The organism is Pseudomonas sp. KK4 (assembly GCF_001984065.1).
Lineage (GTDB): Bacteria > Pseudomonadota > Gammaproteobacteria > Pseudomonadales > Pseudomonadaceae > Aquipseudomonas.
The window spans coordinates 14,840-40,736 of the sequence record NZ_LYVP01000017.1 but is presented as its reverse complement, the minus strand read 5'-3'; the positions used below and the strand labels follow the sequence as shown (position 1 = coordinate 40,736).

General features: G+C 62.4%; 24 protein-coding genes. 15 read left to right on the top strand and 9 right to left on the bottom strand.

Translation table 11 applies throughout. From position 1 onward, the window contains the following. Nucleotide 1 precedes the first annotated feature (1 nt). A complete protein-coding gene (gene pedF / locus B0W55_RS08935) occupies nucleotides 2-463 on the bottom strand; it encodes a cytochrome c-550 PedF (RefSeq protein ID WP_077045643.1) in 462 nt (153 codons plus the stop codon). 303 nt (nucleotides 464-766) lie between these two features. Here pedF and B0W55_RS08930 point away from each other — a divergent pair, with 303 nt between their 5' ends. The 6 genes from B0W55_RS08930 (at nucleotide 767) to B0W55_RS08905 (ending at nucleotide 5,984) form a co-directional block, all read left to right on the top strand. After that, nucleotides 767-1,951: an ABC transporter substrate-binding protein gene (locus B0W55_RS08930; RefSeq protein ID WP_077045642.1), complete on the top strand. Its 1,185-nt coding sequence runs from the start codon at nucleotides 767-769 to the stop codon at nucleotides 1,949-1,951. A 40-nt stretch (nucleotides 1,952-1,991) separates the two neighbouring features. Next, complete coding sequence (locus B0W55_RS08925; RefSeq protein ID WP_077045641.1) at nucleotides 1,992-2,951, top strand: YVTN family beta-propeller repeat protein; 960 nt, start codon at nucleotides 1,992-1,994, stop codon at nucleotides 2,949-2,951. Then, nucleotides 2,948-3,679: an ABC transporter ATP-binding protein gene (locus B0W55_RS08920; RefSeq protein WP_077045640.1), complete on the top strand. Its 732-nt coding sequence runs from the start codon at nucleotides 2,948-2,950 to the stop codon at nucleotides 3,677-3,679. Before B0W55_RS08925 ends, B0W55_RS08920 begins: the two co-directional genes overlap by 4 nt. Next, a complete protein-coding gene (locus B0W55_RS08915; RefSeq protein ID WP_077045639.1) occupies nucleotides 3,676-4,467 on the top strand; it encodes an ABC transporter permease in 792 nt (263 codons plus the stop codon). Before B0W55_RS08920 ends, B0W55_RS08915 begins: the two co-directional genes overlap by 4 nt. 237 nt (nucleotides 4,468-4,704) lie before the next feature. Further along, nucleotides 4,705-5,262, top strand: coding sequence for a PQQ-dependent catabolism-associated CXXCW motif protein (locus tag B0W55_RS08910; RefSeq protein WP_077045638.1), 558 nt, complete (start codon nucleotides 4,705-4,707; stop codon nucleotides 5,260-5,262). A 56-nt stretch (nucleotides 5,263-5,318) separates the two neighbouring features. Next, nucleotides 5,319-5,984, top strand: a complete 666-nt coding sequence (locus tag B0W55_RS08905) for a response regulator transcription factor (protein ID WP_077045637.1) — start codon at nucleotides 5,319-5,321, stop codon at nucleotides 5,982-5,984. A gap of 120 nt (nucleotides 5,985-6,104) precedes the next feature. On the opposite strand, the gene nahK is transcribed toward B0W55_RS08905, so the two are convergent. The 3 genes from nahK to B0W55_RS08890 all read right to left on the bottom strand — a co-directional run bounded on the left by nahK (nucleotide 6,105) and on the right by B0W55_RS08890 (nucleotide 10,809). Beyond that, entirely contained in the window at nucleotides 6,105-8,705 is a 2,601-nt protein-coding gene (gene nahK / locus B0W55_RS08900; protein ID WP_077045636.1) for a hybrid sensor histidine kinase/response regulator NahK/ErcS', read from the bottom strand. Then, nucleotides 8,674-9,837, bottom strand: a complete 1,164-nt coding sequence (nosP, locus tag B0W55_RS08895) for a nitric oxide-sensing protein NosP (RefSeq protein WP_077045635.1) — start codon at nucleotides 9,835-9,837, stop codon at nucleotides 8,674-8,676. Before nosP ends, nahK begins: the two co-directional genes overlap by 32 nt. A 165-nt stretch (nucleotides 9,838-10,002) precedes the next feature. Further along, on the bottom strand, nucleotides 10,003-10,809 hold the full coding sequence (locus tag B0W55_RS08890; RefSeq protein WP_077045634.1) for a sulfite exporter TauE/SafE family protein: 807 nt from the start codon (nucleotides 10,807-10,809) through the stop codon (nucleotides 10,003-10,005). A 163-nt stretch (nucleotides 10,810-10,972) separates the two neighbouring features. On the opposite strand from B0W55_RS08890, the gene B0W55_RS08885 reads away from it, so the two are divergent. Beyond that, nucleotides 10,973-11,836, top strand: coding sequence for an MBL fold metallo-hydrolase (locus B0W55_RS08885; protein WP_077045633.1), 864 nt, complete (start codon nucleotides 10,973-10,975; stop codon nucleotides 11,834-11,836). On the opposite strand, the gene bkdR is transcribed toward B0W55_RS08885, so the two are convergent. After that, on the bottom strand, nucleotides 11,833-12,321 hold the full coding sequence (gene bkdR, locus B0W55_RS08880) for a Bkd operon transcriptional regulator BkdR (protein WP_016985245.1): 489 nt from the start codon (nucleotides 12,319-12,321) through the stop codon (nucleotides 11,833-11,835). The genes B0W55_RS08885 and bkdR overlap by 4 nt on opposite strands. Before the next feature lie 185 nt (nucleotides 12,322-12,506). Between bkdR and B0W55_RS08875 the strand changes: the two genes are divergently transcribed. From B0W55_RS08875 to B0W55_RS08855, 5 genes are all read left to right on the top strand, one after another. Continuing rightward, nucleotides 12,507-13,742 (top strand): 3-methyl-2-oxobutanoate dehydrogenase (2-methylpropanoyl-transferring) subunit alpha, encoded by a 1,236-nt coding sequence (locus tag B0W55_RS08875; protein WP_077045632.1) that lies wholly within the window; start codon nucleotides 12,507-12,509, stop codon nucleotides 13,740-13,742. Between the two features lies 1 nt (nucleotide 13,743). Further along, nucleotides 13,744-14,802, top strand: coding sequence for an alpha-ketoacid dehydrogenase subunit beta (locus tag B0W55_RS08870; RefSeq protein ID WP_077045631.1), 1,059 nt, complete (start codon nucleotides 13,744-13,746; stop codon nucleotides 14,800-14,802). Further along, the gene (locus B0W55_RS08865) at nucleotides 14,803-16,092 is read left to right on the top strand and encodes a dihydrolipoamide acetyltransferase family protein (RefSeq protein WP_077045630.1); all 1,290 of its coding nucleotides are present in this window, start codon (nucleotides 14,803-14,805) and stop codon (nucleotides 16,090-16,092) included. It begins immediately after the preceding gene. A 7-nt stretch (nucleotides 16,093-16,099) separates the two neighbouring features. Then, nucleotides 16,100-17,482 (top strand): dihydrolipoyl dehydrogenase, encoded by a 1,383-nt coding sequence (gene lpdA / locus B0W55_RS08860; protein WP_077045629.1) that lies wholly within the window; start codon nucleotides 16,100-16,102, stop codon nucleotides 17,480-17,482. A gap of 244 nt (nucleotides 17,483-17,726) precedes the next feature. Then, complete coding sequence (locus B0W55_RS08855) at nucleotides 17,727-18,746, top strand: branched-chain amino acid aminotransferase (protein ID WP_077045628.1); 1,020 nt, start codon at nucleotides 17,727-17,729, stop codon at nucleotides 18,744-18,746. 54 nt (nucleotides 18,747-18,800) lie between these two features. On the opposite strand, the gene B0W55_RS08850 is transcribed toward B0W55_RS08855, so the two are convergent. Together B0W55_RS08850 and B0W55_RS08845 are read right to left on the bottom strand one after the other, a co-directional pair. After that, the gene (locus B0W55_RS08850; protein ID WP_077045627.1) at nucleotides 18,801-19,643 is read right to left on the bottom strand and encodes a TIGR03915 family putative DNA repair protein; all 843 of its coding nucleotides are present in this window, start codon (nucleotides 19,641-19,643) and stop codon (nucleotides 18,801-18,803) included. Further along, nucleotides 19,640-20,860, bottom strand: a complete 1,221-nt coding sequence (locus B0W55_RS08845; protein WP_077045626.1) for a putative DNA modification/repair radical SAM protein — start codon at nucleotides 20,858-20,860, stop codon at nucleotides 19,640-19,642. The genes B0W55_RS08850 and B0W55_RS08845 overlap by 4 nt, the downstream gene beginning before the upstream one ends. Before the next feature lie 338 nt (nucleotides 20,861-21,198). On the opposite strand from B0W55_RS08845, the gene B0W55_RS08840 reads away from it, so the two are divergent. Beyond that, nucleotides 21,199-21,942: an SDR family NAD(P)-dependent oxidoreductase gene (locus B0W55_RS08840; protein ID WP_077045625.1), complete on the top strand. Its 744-nt coding sequence runs from the start codon at nucleotides 21,199-21,201 to the stop codon at nucleotides 21,940-21,942. Between the two features lie 120 nt (nucleotides 21,943-22,062). On the opposite strand, the gene B0W55_RS08835 is transcribed toward B0W55_RS08840, so the two are convergent. Further along, nucleotides 22,063-22,401, bottom strand: coding sequence for an FKBP-type peptidyl-prolyl cis-trans isomerase (locus B0W55_RS08835; protein WP_077045624.1), 339 nt, complete (start codon nucleotides 22,399-22,401; stop codon nucleotides 22,063-22,065). Nucleotides 22,402-22,793: 392 nt separating this feature from the next. Between B0W55_RS08835 and B0W55_RS08830 the strand changes: the two genes are divergently transcribed. Then, nucleotides 22,794-24,086: an MFS transporter gene (locus tag B0W55_RS08830; RefSeq protein ID WP_077045623.1), complete on the top strand. Its 1,293-nt coding sequence runs from the start codon at nucleotides 22,794-22,796 to the stop codon at nucleotides 24,084-24,086. 24 nt (nucleotides 24,087-24,110) lie between these two features. Then, nucleotides 24,111-24,887 (top strand): substrate-binding domain-containing protein, encoded by a 777-nt coding sequence (locus B0W55_RS08825; protein WP_077045622.1) that lies wholly within the window; start codon nucleotides 24,111-24,113, stop codon nucleotides 24,885-24,887. Here B0W55_RS08825 and B0W55_RS08820 read toward each other — a convergent pair. Continuing rightward, entirely contained in the window at nucleotides 24,877-25,791 is a 915-nt protein-coding gene (locus tag B0W55_RS08820; RefSeq protein ID WP_077045621.1) for a LysR family transcriptional regulator, read from the bottom strand. The genes B0W55_RS08825 and B0W55_RS08820 overlap by 11 nt on opposite strands. Between the last annotated feature and the right edge of the window lie 106 nt (nucleotides 25,792-25,897).

Sequence of the window (25,897 nt, the reverse complement as noted above, 5' to 3'; positions counted from 1 at the left end):
ATCAATTCTCGACACGGACGCTGTCGAGGTAGGTGCGAACGGCCCACAAGGCTTCCTGGCTCAGGTAGTCGGCCATCTTCGGCATGTACACCCGACCGTCGCGCACCGCACCGTGGCGCACGCGTTCGACAAACCATTCGTCACCGGCCTCATCGGCATCGAGCATGCGCAGGTCGGGCGCGATGCCGCCGGACTTGGCTTCCAGGCCATGGCAGGCTGCGCAGTTCTGGTTGTAGGCCGAAGAACCGATTTCCACGGCTTTATCGTGCTCGGGTGATTTGCGGTAAGGATTGACCGCCGCCCAACCGTCACCATCAAGCTGTACGCCAGCCTCCTTGATGGGGGTCAGCCCTTTGGTCTCGACGGCTTGCGGCACAACGTTGCCATGGGCCCAGGCCGAACCTGCACTGATAAAGCCGGCCAGCAGTCCGGCGACGAGCAAGGCGTTGCGTTTAGTTGTCATTGTCATGCCCTCAGGATTGCACACAAAACCTCTCTGCAGAGGCTATGGCAACCATCTTAGAAAGCACGCGGGCGCATCCCCATGCTGCTTTGGTGGCCGCGGCTTAGTACCTTGGTAGTAGGGCTTGTGGTGCACACCCAAATCAGGTGCCGCCTGGGAATTCTTCCCGGCCACGGCGGGACTTTTTCCGCAGGCGCCACCCGAGATGAGTTACTACCTTGGTACTGCCCCGTTGGTACTTTCTGCATATTTCCTCTATGTCCTGGGCTTCCTATGCTGGCGCTACCTGTAACGGAGTGCCTTATGCGCCAGCTCGCCCCTTACGCCCTGATCTACCTGCTGGCGATTGCCTGCGCCGCCGGGCTGGCGACCCGCAGCCAGGCCGCCGACGCGCCGCTACAGGTGCAGATCGGCTACCTGGGTTATCGCCCTGATCCAGGCCCGCTGCTGTCGAACATCATTCCCGAACCGACAGACGCCGGGCTGCGCGGTGCCGAACTGGCGATCACCGACAGCAACAGCACCGGACGATTCCTCAATCACAGCTACAGCCTGGTCGCCGCCAGCGTCGACAGCCCGCAGGCCTTGCTCGACGCCGCGAAGGCGCAGCATGCCGAGGGCCTGCGCCTGTTCGTGGTGAATGCGCCGGTAGACAGCCTGCGCCAACTCAGCGCTGCGCTGTCCGACAGCCTGCTGTTCAATGCCGGCAGCCCGGACGACGCCGTGCGCACCCGCGACTGCCTGCCGAACGTGCTGCACACGCTGCCAAGCCGGGCGATGCTGGCCGATGCGCTGGCGCAGTTCCTGGTGGTGCGCAAATGGCACAAGGCGCTGTTGATCGTCGGCCCGACCACGGATGATCAAGCCTACGCCGCGGCCCTGCGCCGGGCGGCGAAACGCTTTGGCCTGCAACTGGTGGCAGAGAAGGCCTGGCGTTTCGACAACGACCAGCGCCGCAGCGCCCAGGCCGACATGCCGCTGTTCACCCAGACCGCCGAATACGACGTGGTACTGGTGGCCGATGAACGCGGCGATTTTGGCGAATACGTGCCCTACCAGACCTGGTACCCGCGGCCGGTCGCCGGCACCCAGGGCCTTACCCCGGTCGGCTGGCACAAGAGCGTCGAGACCTTCGGTGCCGCGCAATTGCAGAAGCGCTTCGAAGCCCTGACCGGGCGGTGGATGAATGATCGCGATTTCGCCGCATGGATGGCCGTGCGCAGCATCGCCAGCGCCGTGAGCAAGCTGCGCCAGACCGATCCGATGGCGATCCGCGACCTGCAAATCAGCGATCAGTTGCCCCTCGACGGTTTCAAGGGTCGCAAGCTCAGCTATCGCCCGTGGAACGGCGAGTTGCGCCAGCCGATTCCGATCGTGCAACCGCGGGCGCTGGTCAGCACTTCGCCGCAGGACGGCTTCCTGCACCCCTTCAACGAAATGGACAGCCTGGGCTACGACAAGCCCGAGGTCAGTTGCCGGTTTCCCTGATCTGGCCCTACACGACAACCACAACAAAAAGGAACACGTCATGCGCCGCACCCTGCTTTCCTGCGCCCTGCTCCTCGCTGCCGGGCACGCCGCGGCCAGCACCGCCTGGGTCTCCAACGAGAAGGACAACAACCTCAGCCTGATCGACATGCAGACCCTGCAGGTCATCGACACCCTGCCCGTCGGCCAGCGCCCTCGGGGCCTGCTGCTGTCCCACGACAACACGCTGCTGTACATCTGCGCCAGCGATTCGGATCGGGTGCAGGTGATGGACGTGGCCACCCGCAAGATCATCAAGGAACTGCCCTCGGGCAAGGACCCCGAGCAATTTGCCCTGCACCCGAACAATCGCTGGCTCTACGTTTCCAACGAGGACGATGCGCTGGTGACGGTGATCGACACCGAAACCTCGAAAGTGCTGGGCCAGATCAACGTCGGCGTCGAGCCCGAAGGCATGGCCGTCAGCCCCGACGGCAAATGGGCGGTGAACACCAGCGAAACCACCAACATGCTGCACTGGATCGACACCAGCACCCAGACCCTGGCCGACAGCACCCTGGTGGATCAACGTCCGCGCTTCGTCGAATTTTCGCCCGACGGCACCCGGCTCTGGGCCTCGGCGGAAATCGGCGGCACGGTGACCATCCTCGACGTGGCCAGCCGGCAGATCCTCAAGACGCTGACCTTCCAGATCAAAGGTGTGCACCCGGACAAGGTGCAACCGGTGGGCGTCAAACTCAGCGCCGACGGCAAGTATGCGTTCGTCGCGCTCGGTCCGGCCAACCATGTGGCGGTGATCGATGCGAAAACCTATGAGGTTCTTGATTATCTGCTGGTGGGACGCCGGGTGTGGCAGATGGCGTTCACCCCGGATCAGGAGCAGTTGCTGGCGACCAACGGGGTCAGTGGTGACGTTTCCGTGATCGATGTCGAAAGCCTCAAGGTGATCAAATCGGTCAAGGTCGGGCGCTACCCTTGGGGCGTAGTGGTGACGCCATGAACACCCTGGAGGTCAGCGAGCTGAGCTTTGCCTACGGTGCGCGTCAGGCCTTGAGCCAGGTGAGCTTCAATCTGGGACCGGGGCGTTTTGCTGCACTGCTGGGACCGAACGGCGCCGGCAAGTCGACGCTGATCGCGCTGTTGACCCGCCTGTACGATCTGCAGCGCGGCGATATCCGGGTCGGCGGCCACTCCCTGCGCAGCGCTCCACGCTCGGCGTTGCGGCAATTGGGCGTGGTGTTTCAGCAAAGCACGCTGGACCTGGACCTGAGCGTCGAGCAGAACCTGCGCTACCACGCGGCGTTGCATGGCCTGTCCCGGAGGCAGAGCACGATTCGGATCGACGCCGAACTGAATCGCCAGGCACTGACCGAACGCCGTCGCGAACGCGTGCGTGAACTCAATGGCGGGCATCGCCGTCGTGTGGAGATCGCCCGCGCACTGCTGCATGAGCCGCGCCTGTTGCTGCTGGACGAGGCCAGCGTCGGCCTCGACCCGGCGAGCCGCCTGGCCCTCAACCAGCACCTGCGCAGCCTGTGCCGGGAGCAACGCATCAGCGTGCTCTGGACCACCCACCTGCTGGATGAAGTGCAGCCCAGCGACGATTTGCTGATTCTGCACCAGGGACGATTGGTGGCCAGCGGACAAGCCGATGCCCTGAGCCAGGAACACGGCGGCGACCTGGGCTCGGCATTCAGCCGCCTGACCACTGCGGGAGTCCGACCATGAACGCTTACTGGCAATGTTTCAGCGGCATCGTGCTGCGCGAATGGTTGCGTTTCGTGTTGCAACGCACACGGTTCCTCAGTGCACTGGTGCGGCCCCTGCTGTGGTTGCTGGTGTTCGCCGCCGGTTTTCGTGCGGCGCTTGGCATCGCGATCATCGAGCCGTACGACACCTACATTCCCTATGAGGTCTACATCATCCCGGGCCTGGCCTGCATGATCCTGCTGTTCAACGGCATGCAGGGCTCGCTGTCGATGGTGTACGACCGGGAAATGGGCAGCATGCGCGTGTTGCTCACCAGCCCCCTGCCCCGCACCTTTCTGCTGTGCAGCAAGCTGCTGGCCACTTCGCTGATTTCGCTGTTGCAGGTGTATGCATTCCTGGCGATTGCCTGGGCCTACGGTGTGCAACCACCGGCACTGGGGCTGTTGATCGCCTTGCCGGCGCTGTTGCTGGTGGCGTTGATGCTCAGTGCCCTGGGGCTGCTGCTGTCGAACGCGATCCGCCAGCTGGAGAACTTTGCCGGCGTGATGAATTTCGTGATCTTCCCGCTGTTTTTCCTCTCCTCGGCCTTGTATCCGCTGTGGAAGATGCGCGAGGCGAGCGAGTGGTTGTATGGGTTGTGCGCGTTGAACCCGTTCACTCACGCCGTGGAACTGGTGCGCTTTGCCCTGTATGAACGGTTCAACCCGCTGGCGTTGGCGGTGTGCATTGGCCTGACGCTGTTGTTTGCCCTGCTCGCGGTGCTGACCTTCAATCCGCAGCACGCGGCGTTGCGTAAGGCCGGCTGACATCCCCGTGCCCCTTGTGGGAGCGAGCCTGCTCGCGATGGCGTCTCAACAGTCAGTACAAGTCGACTGACAGTCCGCTATCGCGAGCAGGCTCGCTCCCACAGAAAACCGCGTCGTTCAGGCGCACCTCAATCCGGCCAAATTACGACTTTAGTACTGGTTTTACCTGTCTATCGTCGCATTCCCAACGTACCGGGACTGGCATGTAATGGGCTCATAACTCCAAGGATCGAAGCCATGCCGCGTGCCCGACGTCGCCTGCTGTGCCCTGCCCTGGCCCTGGTCTCCCTGGCCCTGGTGTCGGGTGCCGCGCAAGCCGAAACAGCACTGTTCTCCCCCGAAGGTTATCGCGTCGGCCTGTACCGCAGCCCGACGCCCGCGCAAGCCGAGGGCGCCACCCTGATCGACACCCCGGCCCTGCAGGCCCTGTTGAGCCAGACGCCACGGCCGGTGCTGATCGACGTCTACCGTCGCCAATGGTTGCAGGGCCGATTCATCGAGGACCAGCCCCATGAGAACCTGCCCGGCAGCCACTGGCTGGCCAACACCGGCGACGGTGACCTGGCGCCCGACTGGCAGGCCTATTTCATCCGCTACCTGGATAAACTCACCGCCGGCAATCGGCGGCAGCCGCTGGTCTTCTACTGCCGCTCCGATTGCTGGTTGAGCTGGAACGCGGTCAAGCGCGCCGCCGCCCTGGGCTACAAGACATTGTATTGGTATCGCGATGGCCTGGATGCGTGGCAAGCAGCGAACCTGCCCGTGACGCCCGCTCAGCCGGAGCCCTTTCCCTGAGCTTTACGCCTGCGTGTTGTTGCCACACCATAACGAAAATAATGAGGTGAAAGGCTATGTACAAAATTCTGATTGCCGACGATCACCCGCTGTTTCGCGAAGCCATTCACAACGTCATCAGCGATGGTTTCCCCGGCAGTGAGGTCATGGAAACCGCCGACCTCGACAGCGCCCTGGCGCTGACCCAAGAGCACGACGACCTGGACCTGATCCTGCTCGACCTGAACATGCCCGGCATGCACGGTCTCAACGGCCTGATCAACCTGCGCAACGAGGCGCCGACGATTCCCGTGGTGATCGTGTCCGCCGAACAGGACAAGCAGATCGTGCTGCAAGCCATCACCTACGGTGCCGTGGGTTTCATCACCAAGTCCTCGCCGCGCCAGCAAATGACCGATGCCATCCAGCAGATTCTCAATGGCAACGTGTACTTGCCGCCGGACATCATCCGCACGCAAAAAAGCAGCACCCACCGGCGCATGAACGACACCCCGAGCTTCCCGCCCGAACTGCTCCAGGCGCTCACTCGCAAGCAACTGCTGGTGCTGGAGCGCATGACCAAGGGCGAGTCGAACAAGCAGATCGCCTACACCCTGGAAATCGCCGAAACCACGGTCAAGGCCCACGTGTCGGCGATCCTGCGCAAACTCAATGTGCACAACCGGGTGCAGGCGATCTTGAGTGCCGGGGATATTGATTTCGGGTCCTATCTGCGGCGCTAGGACCGAGGCGCCGCTATCGCGAGCAGGCTCGCTCCCACAGGGTTTGTGATCACCTTTGCAGGAGCGAGCCGGCTCTGGGCGACATTGCGACGAAAGTGCCCTGGCCAGCACCGCAGACTTTCAAGGCCGGCCGAGCAAATGACTCATCGCCGTCTTCAGCTTCATCGGCGTGACCGGCTTGTGCATCAGGGTGTGTCCCAGCTCGCGGATCTGCAGTTTGAGCTCGTTGCTGTAATTGGCGGTGATCATCATCGCTGGAATCGCTGTAGCGCGCCGGGCGTTGATCCGCGCCACCGCGTCGACGCCATTGTGATCATCGTCCAGGTGATAATCGGCAATCAGCAGATCGGCTTCGGCATGGTAATTGTCCACCTGCCGCGCCAGGTCCTGCTCCGACAACGCCGTGACCACCTGACATCCCCAGCCCTCGAGCAATGTGCGCATGCCGGCGCAAATGGCGGCGTCGTTGTCCAGCACCCAGACCCGCGCCCCGCGCAGACGCTCGAGCATCGGCTCGCTCATCAGCAACGAGGGCAGCGCCCTGGGCGCCGTGGCGCTCAGCGGCACCTCGACGCTGAACACCGAGCCCCTGCCCGGCCACGAGCGCACGTGAATGCGGTGCCCGAGAATCCCGGCGATCTTCTCGACGATGGCCAGCCCCAGGCCCAGGCCACGGTCCTGGTCAGGGCGCTGCACGTCACCGCGCTTGAACTCCTGGAAAATTTCTTCCAGGCGGTTTTGCGCAATGCCCATGCCGCTGTCCCACACCTCGACCGACAGCTTCTGGTGCCGACGCCGGCAGCCGAGCACCACGCGCCCGCTGTAGGTGTAGCGAATCGCATTGCTCAGCAGGTTTCTCAGAATCCGCGCGAGCAATTGAATGTCACTGCGCACCAGGGCCGAACAGGGGATGAAATGCAGCGCCAGACCTTCGCTGCGCGCCACCTGGGTGTACTCGGCGGCGAGGTTTTCCAGCAACTCACTCAGGGCGAACGGGGCGATGTCGGCCTTGATCACGCCGGCATCGAGCTTGGAAATGTCGACCAGGGTGCCCAGCAGGTTTTCCACGTCGTCCAGGGAATTGCTGACGTTGCGCACCAGATTTTCGTTGGCCAGCGGTTCCCCGCGCTCCAGCAAAGCGCTGGTGAACAGCCGCGCCGCGTTCAACGGCTGCAGCAAATCGTGACTGACGGCAGCGAGGAACTTGGTCTTCGACAGGTTCGCCTGCTCGGCTTCAAGCTTGGCCTCGCGCAGTCGGGATTCGACACGCCGGCGCTCATCGATCTCCCTTAACAGCTGATCGTTGAGGGTGGTCAGTTCCGCCGTGCGCTCGCGTACCCGTACCTCCAGGTTCTGGTAGGCCTGATGCAACGCCTCGGCAGTACGCCGACGCTCGGTGATGTCGCGGATCAGCACGAAAATCCCCACCACTTCCCCACTGGCCAGCCGGTTCGGCACGTAGGAGCGCAGCATGTAGCGCTCCTGATGGTTGATGTTGGTCTCGGCAAACTCGAACGTCACGCTTTCCCCCGACAGGGCGCGGGCGACATAGACTTCCAGGCGCTGGTAATGCTGCTCGCTGTGCACTTCGCGCAGGCTCTGCCCAAGCATCACCCCGCGCGGCCAGCAGTACCACTCTTCGTAGACCTTGTTGGTGAATTCGTAGACCAGGTCGGCGTTGAGGTAGGCAATCAGCGCGGGAACGTGGTCGGTGATCAGGCGGATCCAGCGCTCGCTTTCGCTCAGCGCCTCGGCGTGCTGATAACGTTCGGTGATGTCGGTGAACGTGTTGACGAAACCGCCAGTGGGCAGCGGGTGCGTGCGGATCTCCAGGACCCGGCCATCGTACAGCCGCTGCTCCAGCTCCTGCACCGGGCGCCCATTACCGTCGCGAGTGGCCGGGGTCAGCAGGCTCAATTCGCTGTCGGCGATCACGTCGGCGAACGGGCGATGGGCCGCCACCGGTGCGAGGCCGCTGAGCTCGAGGAAACGCCGGTTCCACAATTCCAGCACACCCTCGGCGTTGACCATGGCCACGCCCTGGGACAGGTTGTCCACGGCCCGTTGCAACAGGTGCGATTTCTGCGCCACGGCCTGCTCGCGGCGCAGGGTCTCGCTGTGCTTGACGTCGGTGATGTCGGTAAACAGGATCACCCGCCCGCCTTCCTGGGTCGGCCGCTCGCTGACTTGCAGCCAGCGCCCGTTGTGCAGGCGATACAGCAGGTTTTCGTCAGCCTGCCCGCGCGGCTCCTCGGTGAACAGGCCGGTGGAGAACATCAGGCGCTTCACTTCGGCCAGGCGCATGCCGGCGTTGATGCGCACCCGACTGCTGCTCCAGAAGGCCTTGAAGCGGCTGTTGAACAGCACGATGCGCTGCTCGGCGTCGAACAGCACAAAGGCGTCGGAAATGCTCTCGATGGCATCGATCAGGTGCTGGTGAGCGGTTTCCGCCCGCAGGCGTGCTTCGCTGAGCAAGCGATTGCCCGACTTCAGCTCGGCCATGGCCTGGTTCAGGGCATCGGTGCGCTCGCGCACCTGTTCGGCCAGCACCACCGAGTGCTGGAAAGCCCGGTAGGGATCATTGCCACGGGTGACACCGGATTCGATGCGCTCGATCAAAGCCGCATTGATGCGCTGCAGTTTGCGGTTCTCGTGCTGCAGGCTGGCCACCTGGGCTTGCAGGTCCGGCTCAGTGGCGTCCAGGGGAACGGCCTTTGGCAATGGCGACCCCGGTGAAGGTCTGGTTGATGTGCATGCCATTGAACTGTTCTCCGTAGGTGTTGAACCCCATCACCCGCCGCTTGCGCAAAAAGTGGCCGATCTGTTCGAGGCTGCCGTCGTCTTCCAGCTCCATGCGCCGCAGGAAACAGTCGCAGCCGATGGTCAGCAACAACTCGCCAAGCCGCGCCTGCAAACCGTCGAACAGGCTTTGCAGGTTGGGCAGCATCGGGCCCGGGGTCATGACGGTGAGGACGATGCCGTTTTCCACGGCGCAGTAGAAACTCAGGCTCAGGTCGGTATGAACCTGCTGGATTGCCCGCACGTAGTATTGATCGTTGATGCGCACCGCCAGCGGATGGGCGGCGAAGGTCCGGTGTTCGAGGTCAGCCACCGGGATGCCGATGTGCCTGGCGTATTCCTCGGCGGCAGGCTCGGCATTGAGCTCGAAGACCCGGCGCGAAGTACTGTCGGCCCCGGTGACCACCAGTTTTTCCGCGCGCGGCAGGATGTGGTGGGTGGTGAACACTTCGAAATCCAGCCAGGTGTTGACCAGCAGTACCACCGCAGCGCCGCTGTGGAACTCGCCGCCGAAATAAACGTGGGTGTGGGTCAGATAATTGTCGTCACCGGCCGAGCCGCCAAAATGCGGGATGTCGCCCAAGGCCGCGCTCAATGCTGCCAGGACCATCTCCTCACGGCTGGACAGACCATCGAGCAAGGTCAGGGCAAAGCTGTTGCCCTTGATCGGTGCCAGGGTGTTGCTGCGACAGCCGCTCACCAGGCGCTCCACCACCTGCTGGGCGTCGATCAGGCTGAAGCGCTCCATCTCGTCGATCAGTTCGGCGTCGATGGAGAAATGCCGGTGATCGAACCCCACCGCCGTCACGCAGTTGCGCCCATAGCCCAACGGCGTGATTTCCCCGGCGCTGGTGCAACCGACCAGGCGGATCCCGCCAAAGCTTTGCTGCAGGGCCGGCCCCAACGCCTGCAAGTCGTATTCGGCGGAACAGAAGAACAGCACGAAGCCCAGGTGCGGGTGCAGCAACTGGCGCGCCAGCTCCTGTGCCGCTTGCCGGGCATCGGTCGCCTGGGACATGGCACTGACGATACCTTCGTTATTGAGCCCTTGCATCGTCGCCTCCCGCAGGCGCCTGTATGAGGCACGAGTGTACGAAGGCCGGGGATGGCGCCGTATGCTACTTGGGTAGCGGTCTGGCGGTTCGATGGGAGTAGGCTTGCCCACAGATGGGCGTAGGACCGGCCCGCCACGCAGGCCGGAACTCAGATGTAAGACTGTCTATCCCTGCGAACGGAGCAGCATAGAGGCAGCGACGACCACGCACACCGTGGCGAAGCCGACCTGCAAAGCCCGGGCGGGCACCCGCGCGCAGAGTTTGCGGCCGATGACCATGCCGACGATGCTGGAGACGATAAACGCAGCGCCCAGGCCATCGATGCGCACCCCGGCGTGCAAGGCACCGATCACACCGATGGCCGAAATCAGGCTGATCACCATCAGCGAGGTGGCAATGATCCCGCGCATTTGCACGTCGGTCAGTTGCCTGAACGCCGGCACGATCAGAAAGCCGCCGCCGACGCCGAGCAAGCCTGAAACCACGCCCGTCACTGCACCCAGGGCCGCCAGCGTCGCGGTGCATTTGGCGGTCCAGGAAAAGCGCCCGGTGTGCTGATCGAGCATGCAGTTTTTCTGGCCCCAGTTGGCGTGGCCGTGATCGCTGGGCCCTTCATCCTTGCGTTCGCGACGCAGCATCCGCGCGGCCACCATGACCATCAGCAGGCTGAACAGAATCATCAGGACTTTTTCCGGCAACTGATGGGCGAAGTAGATACCCAGCGGCGAAAACACAGCGCCCAGCGCGGCGATCAACAAGGCCGCGCGATAACGCACCAGGCCATGGCGCAGGCCATCGATGGCACCGACCGCCGCCGAACTGCCGACCGCGAACAATGCCACGGGCGCCGCGTGGGTCATGCTCCAGCCCAGGCCCAGCACCAGCGCCGGTACCGCAAGAATGCCGCCGCCGGCACCGGTCAAGCCGAGCACCAATCCCATCACTACACCGAAAAAACTCGCCAGTAACATAAAACGCTCGTAATCCATGACATAGGCCGGGAACGCCCGGTATCGATAGGTGACAGGATAGAGCCCACGTGCTTTTTTTCATCAACAGATTTCAATGGGGGGCTGGTAAGCGCAGGGAAAATGAATCTAACCTCATGGCTTGCCCACGACAGAATCCACCCCCATGCCTGCCCTGATTGAAGCTTTTTTCGACCCCGCCTCATCCACCTACAGCTACGTGATCTACGAAGCCGATGGCGGGCAATGTGCGATCGTCGATCCGGTGCTCGACTACAACCCTGCCGCCGGGCGCACCACCACCGAGCAGGCGGACCGGATCATCGCATTCGTGCGCGAACACCACTTGCAGGTGCAATGGCTGCTGGAAACCCACGCCCACGCCGATCACCTGTCCGCCGCGCCGTACCTGCGCCGGGAACTGGGCGGCCGGATCGCCATCGGCCAGTCGATCTGCAAGGTGCAGCACGTGTTCAAGGCGCTGTTCAATCTCGAGCCGCAGTTCTGCATCGACGGCTCGCAGTTCGATCACCTGTTCGCTGCGGATGAGTCATTCCGCATCGGCAACCTCAAGGCCACGGCCCTGCATGTGCCCGGCCATACCCCGGCGGACATGGCCTACCTGATCGACGGTGACGTGATCCTGGTGGGCGACACCCTGTTCATGCCGGACGTCGGCACCGCGCGCTGCGACTTCCCCGGCGGCAATGCCAACCAGATGTTCGCCTCGATCCAGAAACTGCTGGCCTTCCCCGCCAGCGTGCGACTCTATGTTTGCCACGACTACCCGCCCGAAGGTCGTGAACCCCGCTGCATGACCACTGTGGGCGAGCAACGCAAACACAACATCCATGTGCGTGACGGTATCGACGAAGCCGCCTTCGTGGACATGCGCACCCGGCGCGATGCCGGCTTGGGGATGCCGACGTTGTTGTTGCCGGCGATTCAGGTCAACGTGCGGGCCGGGAATTTGCCGCCGGCGGAAGAGAATGGCGTGACGTACCTCAAGATTCCCCTCAACCAGTTTTAACTGCCCAAGGTCAACCCATTGGCCGGCAACGGCAGCGCGGTCTTGTAGCGCACCTGCTTGAGCGCAAAGCTCGAGCGGATGTTCGCCACCCCCGGCACCTTGGTCAAAAAGTCCATCATGAAGCGCTCCAGGGACTGGATGGTCGGTACCAGCACCCGGATCAGATAGTCCGGATCGCCGGCCATCAGGTAGCACTCCATCACCTCCGGGCGATCGGAAATCGCTTCCTCGAAATGCTGCAACGCCTCTTCCACCTGCTTCTCCAGGCTGACGTGAATGAACACGTTCACATGCAGGCCCAACAGGTCGGCATCGAGCAGCGTCACCTGCTCACGAATCAGCCCCAATTCCTCCATCGCCTTGACCCGGTTGAAGCACGGCGTCGGCGACAGATTCACCGAGCGCGCCAGGTCGGCGTTGGTGATGCGCGCGTTCTCCTGAAGGCTGTTGAGAATGCCGATATCGGTACGGTCCAGTTTGCGCATGAGACAAAACCACCTGTTTTTTATTCGTATGCAGATTTTTTATCTGCAAATGACCTCCAGCGCAACGAAACAGAGAGAAATATTCTTCTTGGCCGGGCCTATGATTGTTGTAGGACAAGATTTCTTTTATCGAAGGAAATCTGTCAGCTCACTACAAGAAATTCACAAGATCGAGCGTAGAAGCCATGAACCAAGCGTATGAACCGCTGCGTCTGCACGTTCCAGAGCCCTCGGGCCGTCCCGGCTGTAAAACTGACTTTTCCTACCTGCATCTGACCGATGCCGGTACGGTGCGCAAACCTCCAATCGACGTAGAACCCGCCGACACGGCCGACCTGGCCCGTGGCCTGATTCGCGTGCTCGACGATCAGGGCAATGCCCTGGGCCCGTGGGCTGAAGGCGTTCCGGTCGAGATCCTGCGCAAAGGCATGCGCGCCATGCTCAAGACGCGGATTTACGACAACCGCATGGTGGTCGCCCAGCGTCAGAAGAAAATGTCGTTCTACATGCAGAGCCTCGGTGAAGAAGCCATCGGCAGCGCCCAGGCCCTGGCACTGAACATCGACGACATGTGCTTCCCCACCTATCGCCAGCAAAGCATCCTGATGGCCCGTGAAGTGCCGCTGGTGGACCTGATCTGCCAGCTGCTGTCCAACGAGCGCGATCCGCTCAAGGGCCGCCAGTTGCCGATCATGTATTCGGTAAAAGAAGCCGGCTTCTTCACCATCTCCGGCAACCTGGCCACCCAATTCATCCAGGCCGTGGGCTGGGGCATGGCCTCGGCGATCAAGGGCGACACCAAAATCGCCTCGGCCTGGATCGGCGACGGCGCCACCGCCGAGTCCGACTTCCACACCGCCCTGACCTTCGCCCACGTGTACCGCGCGCCGGTGATCCTCAACGTGGTCAACAACCAGTGGGCGATCTCCACCTTCCAGGCCATCGCCGGTGGTGAAGCCACTACCTTCGCCGGTCGTGGCGTGGGCTGCGGCATCGCTTCGCTGCGGGTCGACGGCAACGATTTCTATGCGGTGTACGCCGCTTCCGCCTGGGCCGCCGAGCGCGCCCGCCGCAACCTCGGGCCGACCATGATCGAATGGGTCACCTACCGCGCCGGCCCGCACTCGACGTCCGATGATCCATCCAAATACCGCCCCGCCGACGACTGGAGCCACTTCCCGCTGGGCGATCCGATCGCGCGCCTCAAGCAGCACCTGATCAAGGTCGGCCAGTGGTCCGAAGAGGAACACGCCGCCGTCAGTGCCGAGCTGGAAGCCGAAGTGATCGCCGCGCAGAAGCAGGCCGAACAGTACGGCACCCTCGCCGGCGGCCAGATTCCAAGCGCCGCGACCATGTTCGAAGACGTCTACAAAGAGATGCCGGAGCACTTGAAGCGCCAGCGTCAGCAGTTGGGGGTCTGACATGAACGATCACAACAACAATATTCAGCTGGAAACCGCGATGACCACGACCACCATGACCATGATCCAGGCCCTGCGCTCGGCCATGGATGTGATGCTTGAGCGCGACGACAACGTCGTGGTGTTTGGCCAGGACGTCGGCTATTTCGGCGGTGTGTTCCGTTGCACCGAAGGCCTGCAGACCAAGTACGGCACCTCGCGGGTGTTCGATGCGCCGATCTCCGAAAGCGGCATCGTCGGTGTCGCCGTAGGCATGGGTGCCTACGGCCTGCGCCCGGTGGCCGAGATCCAGTTCGCCGACTACGTGTACCCGGCGTCCGACCAGATCATTTCCGAAGCGGCGCGCCTGCGTTATCGCTCGGCCGGTGAATTCACCGCGCCGATGACCCTGCGCATGCCGTGCGGCGGCGGCATCTACGGCGGCCAGACTCACAGCCAGAGCATCGAGGCGATGTTCACTCAGGTGTGCGGCCTGCGCACGGTCATGCCGTCCAACCCTTACGACGCCAAGGGCCTGTTGATCGCCTCCATCGAAAACGATGACCCGGTGATCTTCCTCGAGCCAAAACGTCTGTACAACGGCCCGTTCGACGGCCACCACGACCGCCCGGTAACCCCGTGGTCGAAACACCCCGCCGCGCAAGTGCCGGACGGTTACTACACCGTGCCACTGGATGTGGCCGCGATTACCCGCCCGGGCAAGGACGTGACCATCCTGACCTACGGCACCACGGTCTATGTGTCGCAAGTCGCCGCTGAAGAAAGCGGTATCGACGCAGAAGTCATTGACCTGCGCAGCCTGTGGCCGCTGGACCTGGAAACCATCACCAAATCCGTGAAGAAAACCGGCCGCTGCGTGATCGTTCACGAAGCGACCCGCACCTGCGGTTTCGGCGCCGAACTGGCAGCCCTGGTGCAGGAGCATTGCTTCCACTATCTGGAAGCGCCGATCGAACGTGTCACCGGTTGGGACACCCCCTACCCGCATGCGCAGGAATGGGCGTATTTCCCTGGTCCGTCCCGTGTGGGCGCGGCTTTGCATCGGGTCATGGAGGTCTGAATGGGCACGCACGTTATCAAGATGCCGGACATTGGCGAAGGCATCGCAGAAGTTGAATTGTCTCAGTGGCACGTGAAAGTCGGCGACCTGGTGGTCGAGGATCAAGTGCTGGCCGACGTCATGACCGACAAGGCGATGGTGGATATCCCGTCGCCGGTGCATGGCAAGGTCATCGCCCTCGGCGGCCAGCCGGGTGAAGTGATGGCGGTGGGCAGTGTGCTGATCAGCATTGAAGTCGAAGGTGCGGGCAACGTGAAGGAGTCGGCGCAGGCTGCTCCGGCTGCCGTTGAATCTGCCGTTGTAGAAGCACCTGCTGCTGCACCGAAAGCGGAACCTGCAGCGCAGGCCAAGCCGGTGCCTGCCGCCGCACCGCGCGCTGCAACATGCCAGGGCCCGATGGTCGCTCGTGAAGTCGACGAACGCCCGCTCGCCTCCCCGGCCGTGCGCAAGCATGCGCTGGATCTGGGTATCCAGCTACGTCTGGTCCAGGGCTCCGGCCCGGCCGGGCGCATCCTGCACGAAGACCTCGACGCCTATCTGAGCATGGGTCAGTCGAACGTTTCGTCTGCCCGCAATGCCTACACCCAGCGCACCGACGAGGAGCAGATCCCGGTGATCGGCATGCGCCGCAAGATCGCCCAACGCATGCAGGACGCCACCCAGCGAGCCGCGCATTTCAGCTACGTCGAAGAAATCGACGTGACCGCCGTGGAAGAGTTGCGCGCCCATCTGAACGAAAAACACGGCGCGAGCCGCGGCAAGCTGACCTTGCTGCCGTTCCTGGTCCGTGCCCTGGTCGTCGCCCTGCGCGACTTCCCGCAGATCAACGCACGCTACGACGACGAAGCCCAGGTCATCACCCGCCTCGGCGCGGTGCATGTGGGCATTGCCACCCAGGCCGACATCGGCTTGATGGTACCGGTGGTGCGTCACGCCGAAGCCCGCAGCCTGTGGGACAGTGCCTCGGAAATTTCGCGCCTGGCCACGGCTGCACGCAATGGCAAGGCCAGCCGCGATGAGCTGTCGGGCTCCTCCATCACCCTGACCAGCCTCGGCGCCCTGGGCGGTATCGTCAGCACCCCGGTGCTGAACCTGCCGGAAGTGGCGATCGTCGGCGTGAACAAGATCGTCGAGCGGCCGATGGTGATCAAAGGCCAGATCGTGATCCGCAAGATGATGAACCTCTCCAGCTCCTTCGACCACCGGGTGGTCGATGGCATGGACGCGGCGCAATTCATCCAGGCCGTTCGTGGCCTGCTCGAACAACCCGCCACCCTGTTTGTGGAGTGAGTAAGCCATGCAGACTCTGAACACCTCGCTGCTGATCATCGGCGGCGGCCCCGGCGGTTATGTGACGGCGATCCGTGCCGGTCAACTGGGCATCCCGACCATCCTGGTAGAAGGCCAGTCCTTGGGCGGCACCTGCCTGAACATCGGCTGCATTCCGTCCAAGGCGCTGATTCATGTGGCCGAGCAGTTCCACCAGACCCGTCATCACAGCCAGCATTCGCCGCTGGGTATCAGCGTGTCGGCCCCGACCCTGGACATCGGCAAAAGCGTCGAATGGAAGGACGGCATCGTCGATCGCCTGACCACCGGTGTCGCGGCGCTGCTGAAAAAACACAAGGTTCAGGTCATTCAGGGCTGGGCCAAGGTGGTTGACGGGAAAACCGTCGATGTCGGCGACACCCGTATCCAGTGCGAGCACTTGGTGCTGGCCACCGGGTCCAAGAGCGTCAACCTGCCCATGCTGCCGATCGGCGGCCCGATCATCTCCTCCACCGAGGCCCTGGCACCGACATCGGTACCGAAGCGGCTGATCGTGGTTGGTGGTGGTTATATCGGTCTGGAGCTGGGGATTGCCTACCGCAAGCTGGGTGCCGAAGTCAGCGTGGTCGAAGCCCAGGAGCGCATCCTGCCGGCCTACGACGCCGAACTGACCCAGCCGGTGCACGAAGAACTGAAGAAGCTCGGTGTAAAGCTTTACTTGAAGCATAGCGTGCAAGTCTTTGATTCAACTGCAAATATTCTGCAAGTTATCGACCCGAATGGCGGCACCCTGCATCTGGAAACCGATCAGGTGCTGGTGGCCGTGGGCCGTAAGCCGAACACCCAGGGCTGGAACCTGGAATCGTTGAACCTGGACATGAACGGTGCGTCGATCAAGATCGATCACCGGTGCCAGACCAGCATGCGCAACGTCTATGCCATCGGTGACCTGAGCGGCGAACCGATGCTCGCCCATCGGGCCATGGCCCAGGGCGAAATGGTGGCCGAGCTGATCAGCGGTAAAACCCGTGAGTTCAACCCGGCAGCCATTGCTGCCGTGTGCTTCACCGACCCGGAACTGGTGGTAGTGGGCAAGACCCCGGACGAGGCCAAGGCTGCCGGCCTGGACTGTATCGTTTCCAGCTTCCCGTTCGCCGCCAATGGCCGGGCGATGACGCTGGAGTCGAAAAGCGGTTTCGTGCGTGTGGTCGCCCGTCGGGATAACCATGTGATCGTCGGTTGGCAGGCAGTGGGTGTCGGGGTCTCGGAATTGTCCACGGCCTTCGCGCAAAGCCTGGAAATGGGCGCGCGATTGGAAGACATCGGCGGCACCATCCACGCCCATCCGACGCTGGGCGAGGCGGTTCAGGAAGCCGCGTTGCGGGCGCTGGGGCATGCGTTGCACGTGTAATACAGGGAGGCAAACAGCGCCTGTGAGGGCCCTTTCGCGAGCAAGCCCGCTCCCACATTTTGAAATGCGTTCCACATGTGGGAGCGGGCTTGCTCGCGAATCCTCAAGGACAATGCCATTTATCTGCCTGTCATCCGATCGTCCGGGCTGCGAAACAGGCCCGGAATGAAGTATTGTTGTGCCCATCCAAAAAACGTCAGAAGCCTTGAACCGTTTCGGCGGTTGTTAAGTGATAGAGGGTGTCATGGGTAACGAAAGCATCAATTGGGACAAGCTGGGTTTTGACTACATCAAGACCGACAAGCGCTATCTGTCGTATTTCCGCAATGGCGAGTGGGACAAAGGCACCCTGACCGAAGACAACGTGCTGCACATCAGCGAAGGCTCCACGGCCCTTCACTATGGCCAGCAATGCTTCGAAGGCCTGAAGGCCTATCGTTGCAAGGACGGCTCGATCAACCTGTTCCGCCCGGACCAGAACGCCGCGCGCATGCAGCGCAGCTGCTCGCGCCTGCTGATGCCGCACGTGTCCACCGAGCAGTTCATCGAAGCGTGCAAGGAAGTGGTGCGCGCCAACGAGCGTTTCATCCCGCCTTACGGCACCGGCGGCGCGTTGTACCTGCGTCCGTTCGTGATCGGCGTGGGTGACAACATCGGCGTGCGTACCGCGCCGGAGTTCATCTTCTCGGTGTTCGCGATCCCGGTTGGCGCCTACTTCAAGGGCGGCCTGACCCCGCACAACTTCATCATCTCCAGCTACGACCGCGCCGCACCTCAGGGCACCGGTGCCGCCAAGGTCGGTGGCAACTACGCCGCCAGCCTGATGCCGGGCTCCCAAGCCAAGAAGGCGCACTTCGCCGACGCCATCTACCTGGACCCGATGACCCACTCGAAAATCGAGGAAGTCGGCTCGGCCAACTTCTTCGGGATCACCCACGACAACAAGTTCGTGACCCCGAACTCGCCGTCGGTATTGCCAGGCATCACCCGCCTGTCGCTGATCGAACTGGCCAAGACCCGCCTGGGCCTGGAAGTCATCGAAGGCGACGTGCTGATCGACAAGCTCTCGGACTTCAAGGAAGCCGGTGCCTGCGGTACTGCTGCTGTGATTACGCCGATCGGCGGCATCAGCTACAAAGACCACCTGCACGTGTTCCACAGCGAAACCGAAGTCGGCCCGATCACCCAGAAGCTCTACAAAGAGCTGACCGGCGTGCAGACCGGCGACATCGAAGCGCCAGCCGGCTGGATCGTCAAGGTTTGACCTGACGCCAGCAGCAAACCATAAGCCCCCATTGCCTTGGCACTGGGGGCTTTTTCATGGCGGCGAATCACGCTCGTTTTCTGTCAATGCAATGCGCTTGCCCGCCCTGCCCTTGATTGAGCTGGCCTGGCCGTCCTGTTGCTTGCCGGTGCGCGCCTGACTGATCAACCCAGGAATCAACACGCCTTCCGGCAAGTTTTTCCAGAACCGCGCCGGCAAATGCCCCTGCATGACTTTGGGGTTCAACCGCGCCGGGTTGAAGATGTGGCTGTAGTAGGTCAGCCACATGGCGCCGTGGGGATCTTCGGCGTTTTTTGCCAGTTGTTGCCATTCGGTCGGGCACTGACGCTGATAAATCAATTGCTCCCCGTCGTAATAGACGCCATCGCGGGGTGTCGCGATCAACCAGCGATGGCGACCCATCCGCCCGACGAAGTGCTCACTGGCACTGTGCAGGATGTCGTGGGCCGGCTCATGCCACGCGACATACTCCGGCCCCTCTTCCTGCTGCACCGCAACAAAGCGCACAAATGCATGTAAATGATGAGCTTCACGCTGTACCTGCTTGATTCTTCTGGTTAATTCACTGCCAAGCCTGTCACCGGCGAGCATGGCGGTGCGGTCGCCATGGCTCACTCGCCACAACACCTCATACAACAAGCTCCAACGTTGATCGCCACGGTATCGGGCGGCGCGCTCCAGGGTGTCGAGCAAGGTTCGTGGAATGCGCGCCTGGAACGGGCCAGGGTTTGCCGGGGGCGCGTCGTCGCTGGCGAACAGATCCGCTACATGATCACTGGCCCAACTCACCCGGCTGGGGTCCACCTCATGGCTGAGCAGCCATCGGGCCTGCTGACGCCAATTGTCGAACAGGTCGTCGCAATCGAGATGAATCATCCCCATAACCCCATTTGTTGCGGCTGCGGTCTGTCGCGCAGTTGCTGGTAGAGCATCTGACTGGTGACCTCGGCCTGCTGCGGGTGATAGTCACTGGTGATGACAAAGGGCTTGGCCTTGGCCAGCACACAGCGCATCCGTGCCAGGTCCTCATAGCGAATCCGACGCTCCCGTCGCAACGCCACCAGGCGCTCGGTGGTTCGCAGGCCGATGCCGGGGATGCGGGCGATCAATGACGCGGCGGCGCGATTGAGATCCAGGGGAAAGACTTCGCGATTGGCCAGCGCCCACGCCAGTTTCGGATCGATGTCCAGCGCCAGGTGCCCCGGCCCCTTGAACAATTCGCCGGCGGTATAGCCGTAGCTGCGCAACAGAAAGTCGGCCTGATACAAGCGGTGCTCGCGCATCAGCGGTGGTGCGGCCAGCGGCACGCTTTTCGGACTGTTGGGGATTGGACTGAAGGCCGAGTAATACACCCGGCGCAGTTTGAAGTTGCCGTACAGCGCCTGCGCACCATGAAGGATGGTGCTGTCGTCGGTGTCGTCAGCGCCGACAATCATCTGCGTGCTTTGCCCGGCAGGCGCGAATCTGGGTGCCCGCGGCTCGTTGAGCACGGTCTGTTCGCCGGTGAAAATGGTCTGCATCGCTTGCTTGATCGAGCCCAGCTGCTTTTCCGGCGCCAGGGTCTGCAGGCTGGCATCGGTGGGCAATTCAATGTTGACGCTCAGGCGATCGGCGTAGCGCCCGGCCTCCTCGATCAGCGCGGGATCGGCTTCGGGGATGGTCTTGAGGTGGATGTAGCCGCGAAACTCATGCTCTTCGCGCAGCAACCGGGCGACGCGCACCAACTGCTCCATGGTGTAGTCGGCGCTGCGGATGATCCCCGAGCTGAGAAACAGCCCGCTCACGCAGTTGCGCCGATAGAAGTCCAGGGTCAGCGTCACCACCTCCTCCGGGGTGAAGCGCGCGCGAGGCACATCGCTGGAGCGGCGGTTGACGCAGTACTGGCAGTCGTAGAGACAAAAATTGGTCAGCAGGACTTTGAGCAGCGAGACGCAACGGCCGTCCGGCGTGTAGCTGTGACAGATGCCCATGCCGTCGGTCGAGCCCAGGCCGCTCTTGCCTTCGGAACTGCGCTTGGGCGCACCGCTGCTGGCACAGGACGCGTCGTACTTGGCGGCGTCGGCGAGAATGCTGAGCTTGTCGATGAGTTCCATGGGCTACGCCTATACTGTTTGCATATACAGTAATGCGTCTGCCGCCGCGAAACAACCCGACAGGCTACCCCCGGTCGGACTGTAGGAGCGAGCTCGCTCGCGATGGACGTGAACGATAACGAGGGAACCCGGATGTATTGCGGCGTCTGTGGGTTCATCGCGAGCATACTTCAATGCATGAAGTCAAAAAGACTCCGAATGGTCATAAAGACAACGTCAGTGCAGGGTCAAAATAACAACAACCCGCCCACGAGGCCCGCGTTTCAAGCCCCCTCCCGTTGGCCCGCTTTTTGGAACGTCCTGCGCAACGACTCACTGACCAAAAAGGAAACCTTTGCATGAACAGCACCTTCCAGGATCGTCTGGCCGTCGTCACCGGCGCCAGCTCCGGCATTGGCCTGGCCGTCACCGAGCGCCTGCTGGCCCAGGGCGCCCGCGTACTGGCGATGTCCCGCAAGATCGGCGGTCTGGCCGAGTTGGCCGAACGCTTTCCAACCCGCCTGTCTTGGGTCGCCGGTGATGTCACGCAGGCAGCAGACCTGGAACGACTGGCTAAACAGGCCGCGACCCTGGGCCCGGTCAGTTTCCTGGTACCGAATGCCGGCATCGCGCAACTGGCCGACGGCCTCGACGTGACGGCATTCGATCGGCAATGGGCAGTCAACGGCGCCGGCGCATTGAACACCCTGGCTTGCCTTCGCGAACAAATGACCGCGTCCGCCTCGGTGGTGTTCACGGGCACCTTCCTGGCGCAAGTCACTTTCCCGGGCCTGGCGGCCTACATCGCCTCCAAAGCGGCGCTGATCCATCATGCCCGCACCCTGGCGGTAGAACTGGCGCCTCACGGCATCCGCATCAACACCGTCTCCCCGGGCCCGACCGCCACCCCCATCTGGTCGACCCTGGGTTTGAAAAACGAGGAATTGAACGCGGTCGCCAGTACCGTCAACCAACGCCTGCTCGACGGCCAGTTCCTGGAGCCGGGCGCTGTCGCCGACGTGATCCTGTTCCAGCTCAGCAACGGCGCGCGTAATGTGATCGGCCAGGATTGGGTGGTGGATAGCGGCTACACCCTGCGCTAGAAGAGGACCGCGTTATCGCTCATCGCGAGCAGGCTCGCTCCCACAATGGAGCGCATTTCATTGTGGGAGCGAGCCTGCTCGCGATAAAAATCTGCCAACCGCCGCGCCTCCAAAAGGGTATCAATCATCCCGCGTCAGCACTTCCAGCAATTCAATCTCGAACACCAGATTCGAATTCGGCGGGATCTTGCCCATCGTGCGTTCGCCATACCCCAGGTGCGCCGGCACCAGCAGCTTGCGCCTGCCACCGACCTGCATCCCCATGATGCCCTGATCCCATCCCTTGATCACACGACCGGTGCCGATCACACACTGGAACGGCTTGCCGCGACTGTAGGACGAATCGAATTCGCTGCCATCCTCCAGCCAGCCACGGTACTGGGTGGTGATCAGTGCGCCTTTGACGGCGGCTTTTCCGTCACCTGTCTGTAGATCGATTACCTGAAGTGGGTCATTCATTGCATTCACTCGCGTCCTGTTGCCTGAAAGGCTTGAAGGGCGCCGTTTTCCCAGATTTGCCGAAGATTGGCAACCGTCTGCCGAGTCGCCTTGCTAATGTCACCTGGCTTTAGAGCCGCGCGATGGCAGAGTCCGCTTTCGCGAGCAAGCCCGCTCCCACACTGGAGCTGCGGCGCATATGCCCTCTGTGGGAGCGGGCTTGCTCGCGAAGAGGCCGCCTCAGTGACGGACCTTGACCTGAAACAACGAAAACCCATTGATCCACCCCACGCATCAATGCATGCCAACTATGCAATTAACATATCGACCCCCCTGCTCCACTATCCGCCCCAATAAGAACCGTACGCCGCGTCCAGGCGGTGTACGTCATAAAAGCGGTGGAGTATTTATCGATGACAGCCTCAATCCCACGCGGCCGCTCCCGGGCCGGCGCGATCTTCCGAGTGACCTCGGGCAATTTCCTCGAACAGTTCGACTTCTTTCTTTTCGGCTTCTATGCCACGCAGATTGCCGCCGTGTTTTTCCCGGCCAGCAGTGAATTCGCCTCCCTGATGATGACCTTCGCGGTGTTCGGCGCAGGCTTTTTGATGCGCCCGCTCGGTGCCGTGGTGCTGGGTGCGTACATCGATGATGTGGGCCGGCGCAAAGGCTTGATCGTCACGCTGTCGATCATGGCCAGCGGCACGATCCTGATTGTGCTGGTGCCCGGCTACGAAACCATCGGCCTGTTCGCCCCCGCGCTGGTGCTCATTGGTCGCTTGCTGCAGGGCTTCTCGGCCGGTGCGGAGCTGGGCGGTGTCTCGGTGTATCTCTCGGAGATCGCCACGCCAGGCAATAAAGGCTTTTTCACCAGTTGGCAGTCCGGTAGCCAACAGGTGGCAATCGTGGTTGCCGCGGCGCTGGGCTATGGCCTGAACCAATGGATGGCGCCGGATGCGATTGCCGCCTGGGGCTGGCGGATTCCGTTTTTCGTCGGCTGCATGATCGTGCCGTTCATTTTCTTCCTGCGTCGCAACCTCGAGGAGTCTGAGGAGTTCGCCGCACGCAAACACCGCCCGAGCATGGCTGAAGTGTTCCGCACCCTGGCGCAGAACTGGGTGACCGTAATCGCCAGCATGTTGATGGTCGCCCTGACCACCACTGCGTTCTACCTGATCACCGTGTATGCGCCGACCTTTGGCAAAACCGTGCTGCACCTGAGCACCTCCGATGCGTTGCTGGTGACCTTGCTGGTGGGGGTGTCGAACTTCTTCTGGCTGCCCATCGGTGGTGCCCTGTCCGACCGCATCGGCCGGCGTCCGGTGTTGATCGCCATGGCCTTGCTGGCGCTGGCGACGACTTATCCGGCGCTGTCGTACCTGGTGCAGGCGCCCAGCTTCCTCAACATGCTACTGGTGCTGCTGTGGCTGTCGTTGATTTATGGCTTGTACAACGGCGCGATGATCCCGGCGCTGACGGAAATCATGCCGGTGGAAGTGCGGGTAGCGGGCTTCTCCCTGGCCTATAGCCTGGCCACCGCAGTGTTCGGCGGTTTCACCCCGGCGATGTCGACCCTGCTGATTCAATACAGCGGCGACAAGGCAGCACCCGGCTACTGGATGAGCTTCGCCGCCCTCGTGGCCCTGTGCGCAACGCTGTACCTCTATCGCCGCGCCAGCGGTCGCTTGCACCCGGCCCTTTCGTGAACCTGCCCTGAGCGAGAAATAAGCATGAAAAAACCATTCAACGTTGCTGCCCTGGCCTTGCTGTTCAGCTTCAGCCTGAGCGCTGTCGCTCAGGCTCAGGAGATTCGCGTGATGACCTCCGGCGGCTTCACGGCGGCCTATAAAATCCTCGGCCCGAAATTCGCCGCGTCCACCGGCAACACCCTCGACACCGCCCTCGGCCCGTCGATGGGCAAGGCCCCGGAAGCGATCCCCAATCGTCTGGCGCGGGGTGAACAGGCCGACGTGGTGATCATGGTCGGCTACGCGCTGGACGACCTGATCAAACAGGGCAAAGTCGACCCGGCCTCCCGGGTCGAACTGGCGGACTCGAGGATTGGCCTGGTGGTACGCGAAGGCACGCCCAAGCCGGACATCAGCTCTGTCGACAGCCTGAAAAAAACCTTGCTCGAGGCCAAATCGGTAGCCTATTCCGACAGCGCCAGCGGTGTGTACATCGAACAGCAATTGTTCAAGCGCCTGGGCATCGAAGACCAGCTCAAGCCCAAGGCGACCATGGTGCCGAAGATCCCCGTGGCGTCGGTGGTCGCCACCGGCGACTACCAACTGGGATTCCAGCAGGTCAGCGAGCTGCTGCCGGTGCCGGGGGTGAGTTTTGTGGCGAAGATTCCCGAATCGGTGCAATCGGTGACCCGTTTCGCCGCGGGCATTCCGGTGGGCGCCCAGCACCCGGCCGAAGCCAGGGCGCTGCTGCACTACATGGCTTCACAGCAAGCCCAGGCCGACGTGCAAGCAACGGGGCTGGATTCGGTCAGTCGCTGAGCGAGGGCTGCCGGACTTTCATTTCCACCACCAGACGTTCCAGCTCCAGTGCCGCCGGGGTCAGCGTTCGACCCCGGCGCTTGATCAGGCCGACGCTGCGCATCACCTGCGGGTCGGTCAGCGGCACCCGGGTCAGTATCGGATGATCCGCCGCCGGCATCGCCATCAACGGCACCGCCGCCACCCCCAGCCCGGCTTCCACCAGGCCGATCATGGTCGTCACATGGCGAGTCTCGCAGATGCTCTGCCGCTTCGGCACCACGCCGGTCAAGGCCTGGTCCAGCAAAAAACGGTTACCCGAAGTCTTGTCCAGCGAGATGTAGTCCTGCTGATAGAACTCGTCCCAGGTCACGCTGCTGCGTCCGGCCAGCGGATGATCGCGCCGACACGCCACCACGTACCCTTCTTGCACCAGCGGCTCGAAATCCACTTCGGCTTCCAGGGTGCCCATGAAACTCAGGCCGAAATCCGCCTCGCCGTTGACCACGGCGCTCAGCACTTCGTGGGCGCTGGAGTCCAGCACCTTGACCTTGATGCGAGGAAATTGCCGGTGATAGTGGGCGATCACCCGTGGCATGAAGTAGTAGGCCGCCGACGGCACACAGGCGACCGTGACGTGGCCGAGACGGGTCGATGCCACTTCGCTGATGCCCAGCAAGGCCACGTCCAGGTCATCCAGCAAGCGTTCGACGCTGGGCATGAAACCGCGCCCGGCCTGGGTCAGGCTGACCTTGCGCGTGGTGCGTTCGAACAACCGCACCCCCAGCGCATCTTCGAGTTTTTCAATGCGCCGACTCAGGGCAGGCTGGGAGATGCGCACCGTATCGGCGGCCTTGCGAAAGCTCCCTTGCTCGACCACCGCGCGAAAGGCTTGCAGGTCGTTGAGGTCGAAGTTGATGGCCATGACGGGCACTCGGGCAGGAGACAGATTGATCCGGTTACCCTATGAATGTAACCAATTAATGCAAAATGTAACAACTTAAACCAGACGTATTACTGACGTCATCGGA